11 protein-coding genes and 2 pseudogenes are annotated in these 7,155 nt (G+C 66.8%); 5 read left to right on the top strand and 8 right to left on the bottom strand.

The window, feature by feature from the left end; genetic code table 11:
• From LI92_RS18720 to LI92_RS18710, 3 genes and pseudogenes are all read left to right on the top strand, one after another.
• Positions 1–235, top strand: a pseudogene (locus LI92_RS18720) (hypothetical protein); the annotation flags it as partial.
• Positions 236–372: 137 nt separating this feature from the next.
• Positions 373–1,068 carry a HemK2/MTQ2 family protein methyltransferase gene (locus tag LI92_RS18715; protein ID WP_046321615.1) on the top strand — a complete coding sequence of 232 codons (696 nt, stop codon included), beginning with the start codon at positions 373–375 and terminating at the stop codon, positions 1,066–1,068.
• A complete protein-coding gene (locus LI92_RS18710; RefSeq protein WP_046321613.1) occupies positions 1,065–1,280 on the top strand; it encodes a CDGSH iron-sulfur domain-containing protein in 216 nt (71 codons plus the stop codon). Before LI92_RS18715 ends, LI92_RS18710 begins: the two co-directional genes overlap by 4 nt.
• Before the next feature lie 9 nt (positions 1,281–1,289).
• On the opposite strand, the gene LI92_RS18705 is transcribed toward LI92_RS18710, so the two are convergent.
• Positions 1,290–1,493 carry an Rv3202a family protein gene (locus LI92_RS18705; protein WP_046321612.1) on the bottom strand — a complete coding sequence of 68 codons (204 nt, stop codon included), beginning with the start codon at positions 1,491–1,493 and terminating at the stop codon, positions 1,290–1,292.
• Complete coding sequence (locus LI92_RS18700; protein ID WP_046321610.1) at positions 1,493–1,918, bottom strand: MerR family transcriptional regulator; 426 nt, start codon at positions 1,916–1,918, stop codon at positions 1,493–1,495. Before LI92_RS18700 ends, LI92_RS18705 begins: the two co-directional genes overlap by 1 nt.
• A gap of 134 nt (positions 1,919–2,052) precedes the next feature.
• Between LI92_RS18700 and LI92_RS18695 the strand changes: the two genes are divergently transcribed.
• Positions 2,053–2,472, top strand: coding sequence for an Hsp20/alpha crystallin family protein (locus LI92_RS18695; RefSeq protein WP_286135193.1), 420 nt, complete (start codon positions 2,053–2,055; stop codon positions 2,470–2,472).
• Between the two features lie 516 nt (positions 2,473–2,988).
• Here LI92_RS18695 and LI92_RS18690 read toward each other — a convergent pair.
• The 3 genes from LI92_RS18690 to LI92_RS18685 form a co-directional block, all read right to left on the bottom strand.
• Positions 2,989–3,930 carry an anti-sigma factor RsbA family regulatory protein gene (locus tag LI92_RS18690; RefSeq protein ID WP_046321607.1) on the bottom strand — a complete coding sequence of 314 codons (942 nt, stop codon included), beginning with the start codon at positions 3,928–3,930 and terminating at the stop codon, positions 2,989–2,991.
• A gap of 103 nt (positions 3,931–4,033) precedes the next feature.
• The gene (locus LI92_RS23895) at positions 4,034–4,189 is read right to left on the bottom strand and encodes a DUF6131 family protein (RefSeq protein WP_165757858.1); all 156 of its coding nucleotides are present in this window, start codon (positions 4,187–4,189) and stop codon (positions 4,034–4,036) included.
• Between the two features lie 15 nt (positions 4,190–4,204).
• Positions 4,205–4,438, bottom strand: coding sequence for a hypothetical protein (locus LI92_RS18685; RefSeq protein ID WP_082109805.1), 234 nt, complete (start codon positions 4,436–4,438; stop codon positions 4,205–4,207).
• 173 nt (positions 4,439–4,611) lie between these two features.
• Between LI92_RS18685 and LI92_RS18680 the strand changes: the two genes are divergently transcribed.
• Positions 4,612–5,025 carry a ChaB family protein gene (locus LI92_RS18680; RefSeq protein WP_046321602.1) on the top strand — a complete coding sequence of 138 codons (414 nt, stop codon included), beginning with the start codon at positions 4,612–4,614 and terminating at the stop codon, positions 5,023–5,025.
• A gap of 30 nt (positions 5,026–5,055) precedes the next feature.
• Here the strand turns inward: LI92_RS18680 and LI92_RS18675 are convergent, their stop codons facing one another.
• The 3 genes and pseudogenes from LI92_RS18675 to LI92_RS18665 all read right to left on the bottom strand — a co-directional run.
• Entirely contained in the window at positions 5,056–5,787 is a 732-nt protein-coding gene (locus LI92_RS18675; protein WP_046321600.1) for an HAD family hydrolase, read from the bottom strand.
• Between the two features lie 71 nt (positions 5,788–5,858).
• A complete protein-coding gene (locus LI92_RS18670; protein WP_046321598.1) occupies positions 5,859–6,296 on the bottom strand; it encodes an STAS domain-containing protein in 438 nt (145 codons plus the stop codon).
• Between the two features lie 193 nt (positions 6,297–6,489).
• Positions 6,490–7,137: pseudogene (locus LI92_RS18665) on the bottom strand (iron-containing redox enzyme family protein); the annotation flags it as partial.
• Between the last annotated feature and the right edge of the window lie 18 nt (positions 7,138–7,155).

Below are 7,155 nucleotides of genomic sequence, written 5' to 3'. Positions count from 1 at the left end.
GTTGCTGGGACCGTCATTTCGCGTCTCCCACGGTCGCGGAGAGCTGCGGTGCCTGCCGGGCCTGGCGGGATCCGGCGGCAGGCCGCAGGTGCTGGCCACCGTTCATCCCTCGGCAGTGCTGCGCGACCGCAGCGAACAGCGTGCCGGGGCTTACCGAGCGTTCGTCGACGACCTACGGGTGGCTCGCAAAGCCGTGAGCGAAACCGGTGCGCCGGTGGCGCAACCCACCGTTTGACAACGCCGGTGGCGGGTAACCGTGTGCCAGTGTCGAAGGGAGCAATTGATGCCGAATACCGCGGACTTCATCCTCGAGCGGCTTCGCCAGTGGGGGGTCCACCGAATCTTCGGCTACCCCGGCGACGGCAGCCACCGATGACAACCTTCTACAGGCCCAGCGCACTGCGCCGTAGTCCGCTGAACCCGGACGGTGTCTATGCGCCGCAGGACGATTCGCACCTTCTGATCGACGCTATGAAGGACACCGGCCTGGCCGGCGGCGCCCGTGTGCTGGATCTGTGCACGGGTAGCGGGGTGGTGGCCATCGCGGCGGCCGAGTTGGGCGCGGCAAGCGTCACCGCCTACGACATCTGCCCGCGCGCGGTGCGGTCCGCACGGGACAACGCACGTGCAGCCGGTGTGGATGTGAGGATCCGGCAGGGGACCTGGAGTGCGGCACTGCGGTGCGCGCCCTTCGATCTGGTGGTTGCCAATCCGCCTTACGTTCCCTCGCCGGCCGGCGGTGGTCCCATCCCGTCGGCGGGCGGACCCGAATGGTCCTGGAACGGCGGTGTCGACGGACGGATCGTGCTGGATCCGCTGTGCCGCTCCGCGGTATCGCTGTTGGGTGGGGGCGGGACCCTGCTGCTGGTGCAGTCCGCTCTTGCCGGGGTGGCGCACTCGTTGCGGAGCCTGCGGCAATCGGGCCTTGCCGCCCAAGTCGTGGCGGTGCGCGACATCCCGTTCGGCCCGGTGCTCTCGGCGCACGCCGACTGGCTGGAGCAGACCGGACGAGTGCCGCGCGGCTGCCGCATGGAACAGCTGGTCGTCATCCGGGCGGACAAGCCGTGAGCACCGTGGTGCGGCCCGTCCGCAACGGCCCGGTGCTGGTTGCCGGGCCCGTCCGCATCGAGACGCCCGAAGGTGTCGTCGAATCGGATCGCTTCATGGTGGCCATCTGCACCTGTGGGCGCAGCCGCAACTATCCGCTGTGCGACACCAGCCATCGGCGGTGCAAGGGGGCGCGCGGCGGGGCCGGCGGCGACAGGGCCGACACGCAGTAGTTCCGCCGTTTAGGACTCGGCCTCATAGTCGTCGTCGGGCAGCGGAACGCTGATCGCCTGCTCGATCACGTCGGCAGGATTGGCGTCGACCTCGGCGATGTTTTCCAGCCGGGCCGGGTCCAGCCCCTCGTCGTCGGCGTCGGCGGGGACGCGCTGCTCGGCGAGATCCGCCTCCGCTGCGTAGGTCGGCGGCAGATCCTCAGGGTTGCTCATCATGACCCCTTTCGTTTCCGTGTTCGCGGCCCGGCCTGCGCCGGCCGTTCGGCGCGACGGGCGGCGGCGAGCAGGGCATAGTCCGACTTCAGCGCGGTGTTGTCGGATCTCAACCGAGTGTTGTCGGACTGCAGTCTATTGTTGTCCGACTCCAGCCGAACGTTGTCGGCCTCCAGTCGGGCGTTGCGGGCTTCCAGGCCGAGGATCTGCCCGATGCCCGCCGTGTTGATCCCGATGGCCACCAGCTCGGTGATGCGGCGCAACCGAGCGAGATCGTCATCGCTGTAGCGACGTGTCCCGCCGGCGGTGCGCGCCGGTGTGAGCAGCCCACGGCTCTCATAGAGCCGCAGGGTCTGCGGGCCGATCCCGGACAACTCAGCTGCCACCGAGATGCCGTATACCCCCAGCCCGGACCGCGCATTCATCGCATCACTCACCGCGTATCGCTTCCACTCGCCGAAAACTCCTTCGATACCTCTTGCGGCAATCTAGCACCGGTGTTATATAAAAATCTATGTCGGCAGACATAGATGATCTGCCGTAGGACTAGGAGGTGGAGATGATGTTGATGCGTACCGACCCGTTGCGTGATCTCGACCGGTGGACCCAGCAGGTGTTGGGCACCGCGGCCCGGCCGGCGGTCATGCCCATGGACGCCTGGCGCGACGGTGACCAGTTCATCGTCGAATTCGACCTGCCCGGCGTCGCGGAAGACTCCTTGGATCTCGATGTCGAACGCAATGTGCTGACGGTGCACGCCGAACGCCCCCTGGACCAGAACCGCGAAATGGTGTCCGCGGAGCGGCCGCGCGGTGTGTTCAGCCGGCAACTGTTCCTCGGCGACAACCTTGACGCCGAACACATCCAGGCCAGTTACCACGACGGCGTGCTACGGCTGACCATCCCGGTCGCGGAGAAGGCGAAGCCGCGCCGCATCAAGATCGCCAGCGGGCACGGCGAGCGGATCATCAACGCCTGATTGCGAGGGGCCGGGCGGCGGCCTGCTACCCGGTGAAGGAGGTGAGCACCATGACCACCGACACCCTGTCCGCGGAGGTCCTCGACGAAGCGGAGGACATTGTGCGCGCCGAATGGTTGCGCCTGTTCGCCGCGAAACCGCAGACCTGCACCGCGGCACCCACCGAAATGCCCGTCGCCCGGCCTCGTCTTCGTACGCTCGCCGGCGTCAGACCGGCGCGGCGTGGTCGGCCCGAACGCGTACCGCCCCGGTGCGGGCGGGAACCACGGCAGCGCAGCGGGACCGTCTGGGCGACACAGCGGTCGCCTCCGAGGCCGCGGTGACTGCCAGGCCGGGAAGAAGGAGGTGATGCACCAGCGGTAACACCATGGCAGCGGTGAAACGCGGGCACCTCACGGTGCGCGCCGGCGGGGTACCTGCTGTCTGCCTGCTCTCCTAGGCAGCGGGTACCCCGCCGGTGCTCTGCGCGCCACGTGCTCCAATGCCGCCCGGCCGGGCCCAGGCGCAGCCCGCCCGTCAGCTCATTCGAAGGTGCGCCTGCACGGTGGTTCCGGTAGCAGTCGTGTGGATGCGGACCAGGTCCGCGGTCGCGTTGACGACGAAGAGGCCGCATCCATGCCCGTCTCCATCGACGAAGGGCCGCCGACCGGCCAATCGGTCCGTCAAGTGCCCCAGATCGCGTGCCTGGCAGACCAATTGGTCGCCGGTGTCCCAGAGCAGAAGGGTGCACGGGCCGCGTCCGTGCTGCAGGCTGTTGGATGCCAGCTCATTGACGATCAGTTGCAGGTCCGCGATATGGGTGGCGGAGAAGCCGAACCAGCGCGCGTACTTCGCGCAGAACTGTCGGGCGCCGGCCAGATCGGTGAGCCGGTGCAGCGTGTAGCTCGCCGCCGTGGGGCTCGGCGGCAGCGGTTCGTTGTAGCGGTCCCACGCGGCGTCGGGCGCGAAGCCCGAACTGGCACGCTCTGGTTGCCCGGCACGTCCGAGCCGGGGATGGGTGATCTCGGCGTCGGCGAGCATCTTCGAGTCCAGGCCCGCGTCGTAGGGGCACAGCACGGTGACATCCCGGCCGGCAAAGGCCTCGTTGACCAGCGCCTCATGCTGGATGCAGGCCGGATACTCCGGCGCCGACCGGCCCTGCCAGACCAGCTCGCAAACCATCCGTACCGCACCCGAGGGGTGCCTGTCGGCGAATGTGCCCAGTACGCCGCCCAGTACGTGCCCGGGGTTGCGCCCCACGGTGCCGATGTCGATCAGGCTCACAGCCGCGGCGGTGCCCGCGGGTAAGGCCTGGCGCAGTCGCGACAGGTTCGGCCCGGGCCCCGCCACCAGGACGGGCTGCCCGTCCGCCACACCGTCGGCGACGAACGGCACCAGGTAGTCGAGATACTCCTGCGGTGACCGGTAGAACAGGGCGATGTGCCCCGCAGGGCGCTGAAGATCGGCGGTGACCGTCATCGCACCCAGCCCTGTCTATCCGCGCGTGAACGAGCCGCAGCGCAGGCTCGAGTGCATCAGCGCGAGGCGCGGTCCGGGGGCGTCCGGTGTGCCGTGGGTCCGATCAATACCAGTAGCGCCGACCCGCTACCGGGCGCCCGACCGCGCCCAGAATCCACAGTGCCGCGCCGACGATCAGCAGAATGATGCCGACAGTCCAGAGGATGTTGATCTTGAAGATGAGCGCCAGAATAATCAGGATCACTCCGAGGGCAATCATCACTAATCCCTTCTCTCACACAATGAAACTGACCGCATCCAGCGAAGAAGGCTGCGGTAGACGGCAATCCGAGACCACAGGCTTCACGCCCGCATAGTTCAGCGGGCCGGCCAAGACGGTGACGGCGATGGTTCCGGCCGATGCGCAACTGGTCGGGCCCTCGTGGAAGTACCCGCGCTGCCATGCCGCGAAGGCGCCGATGAGCAACCAAAGCAGCACCACCGTCCCGGCCAATCCACCGAAGCGCATCCGTCCTCCATTCACCTGTAGGGCCACCATTCCCCGGACAAAGCCATTTCAAACCTGATTCGCAGAAACCGGCCTCGAGCGCGAGGTTTACAGCATCCGCATGGATGTGGCAGAGGATTTCCGGCCGGACCCGGTGGGTATCCCCGAGGCATCGGATCGCTATTGGAGGTCTCATGCCCAAGACGACGAAAAGTGGCTCCGCCAAACGCGGCGAGTTGCCCACCACGCTGCAGCGTTCCAGTGCCAAGGCGCAACGCACCTTCGCCAAAGCCCATGATGCTGCGGCCAAGGAGTACGGCAGCGAGCAGCGCGCCCACCGGGTCGCCTACGCGGCGCTCAAGCACAGTTTCGAGAAGGTCGGCGACCATTGGGAGCCGAAGAAGAAGCGTGGCCCCTCGGATCGGCTCGCGGCCGGCGGCGGGCCGAACAACTCCGGACGGTCAGCGGAGGGCGTCGACGCCAATGCCAGCAAGCGGCACCTGCTCGACCTTGCCCGGCGGCTGGACATTCACGGACGTTCGACGATGCGAAAGTCGGAGCTGGTCACGGCGATCAAGAAGCACAACCGCCGGGTCCGGGGAAAGTAGCGGACTCGCGGCCCGCGGCGCTGCCGGGATTCACCGCGGGCCGCGGCCGCTGGCGAACTCGCCGATCGGCGACTGATCCAGGTGCGCCGACAGATCCCCGGCATTATCGAAAACGGCAGCGGCTCCGGCATTTTCCAGCTCAGAGCGGCATACGCCGCCGCTGAGCAGGCCGATGCTGACCACGCCGGCCCGCGTGCATGCCTTCGCGTCCCAGACCGCGTCGCCCACAAAGACCGCACTTTCAGCCGTGGCGCCTACGCGCTCCAGTGCGACGCCGATGATGCCCGGGTGCGGCTTGGCGACGTCGACATCGGCCGATGAGGTGACTGCCGCGATCAGCTCGTCGCAAGCGAGGACCTTACGCAGGACCGCCAGCTCGTCCTCTGGAGCAGAAGTGGCCAGCGCCACCGGAAGGCCCAAGGCGGCAACCGATTCCAGAAGAGTGCGGGCTCCCGGAAGTGGAGTGAGCAGCTCTGCGGACTGAAGGTAGTAGCGCGAGTGCAGGTCTTGGAGCCGGCGGCGAACATCCTCATCGGCATCGCCGGACAGTGTGCGCACAAGCTTCGCGCCGTCCATGCCGATGGCGCGGTGGATGCGCCAGCATTCCACCTCGATGTGCAACTCGGCGAACGAACGTTGCCAGGCATACACATGGAGGTAGTTGGAATCGACGAGGGTGCCGTCGATGTCGAACAGCACGGCCGGTTGCCCACCCACGTGTGTTTCCCCTTCCCGTCGCCGATGTCCCGGCTGGATACCCATCCAGCGCCTTTCCGACGCAGAGCACAGGGAAAAGGAAACGTGCTGCGCCGACGACGGCGGGGTGAGGGCTGTTACGGCACCAGGCGAAGCGGGCGGCCCGACTGCTGAACGTCGGCCAGGGCTTCTGCCAGCGACGCCACCAGCGGAAGGCGCGACTGCGGGTCACAGATTCGCAGAAGGTTCGACAGTGCGGGGCTTGCGATGACCTTGAACTTGGTCTGCGCACTTTCGCACCGCGCGCTGATCGATTGCAGAGCGGTAAAACCGGCGGTGCCGATGAATGTCAGCTCAGCCAGGTCGACGACCAGCCATTCGCAGCATTCGGCGCAGCGTTGCGCGTAGTCGGCGAACGGGTCGGCGTTCACCGCGTCGACCTCTCCGTTGACGGCGACAACGGCACCCGTGCGGCCCCAGTGGACCGTGAACCGGGCGGTATGACTCCGCCAGACCTGGGTGGCTTCTGTTGCGGGCGCGGCGAAAGCGTTCTGCGATAAATCGATGGTGGTCATGCTTATGGCTCCATCAGTCGACGAATCGTGCTGTTGGATCACGTCAACGAAATCACTTGCGGACCTGCGTTGACATGGACGCTTCACTGCGGCTGTGAGCTCAACCGGAGAATCCAGACGTTACCGACATTCACTTCGATAGGTAAAGGCATCGCCCGACACTTTCGGGAAACTCCCAGTAAAGCCTTAACTTTCACTTTGTCAGAAGCGACGAACGCCCCGCCGACCATGCCGACGTCATCACATCGGCGAGCCGACCTTCCACGGCATCGAGAGCCCGGATACCGAACACGACGTCGGTCTCCAGCCACGGAGAACGGTCTAACAGGTCGCCGATCACGTCCGCGCGCACCACCTGTTCGTGTACTGCATCGGCCTCGACGTGCTCTGCGTAGAACGCCACGCAGGCATCCGGTGCACCGAAGCGGCGCAACGCCGCCACCATTCGGCTCGAGCCGGGGGGCGAGGTGATCTCGGTGGCGGCGAAGTGTCCGGCGGCCGCGCCCAGCCAACGACGATGTAGCCCGAACAGCGACATCAGATTCACCACCGCCAGCGACTCGGCGGGAACGGCGTCGAGGTAGGCGAGGTACGCGGCATCCAGGCCGGCCGCGGTGAGCAGTTCGGCGAACAGTTGTTGGTGCACCCGCGCGCCCCGTCCGGCGCCGTACTCGTCGAACTCGACCGCGACGAACGAGGCCTTGGCCTGGCCCGTGAGCCGCGGGATCACCCAGGCGTGCGGATCACCTTCCTTGAGGTGATACAGCGAGCGGTGCACGAAGTATTCGCGAGCCTGGTCCCAGGTGCCGTGGTCGCGCAGGTACCAGGATGGCCCTGTGCCTGTCTCTTATACACATCT

Origin of the sequence: Mycobacterium sp. UM_Kg1, assembly GCF_000972925.1 — a bacterium.
GTDB lineage: Bacteria > Actinomycetota > Actinomycetes > Mycobacteriales > Mycobacteriaceae > Mycobacterium > Mycobacterium hiberniae.
This window is presented reverse-complemented; position numbering and strand designations above follow the sequence as displayed.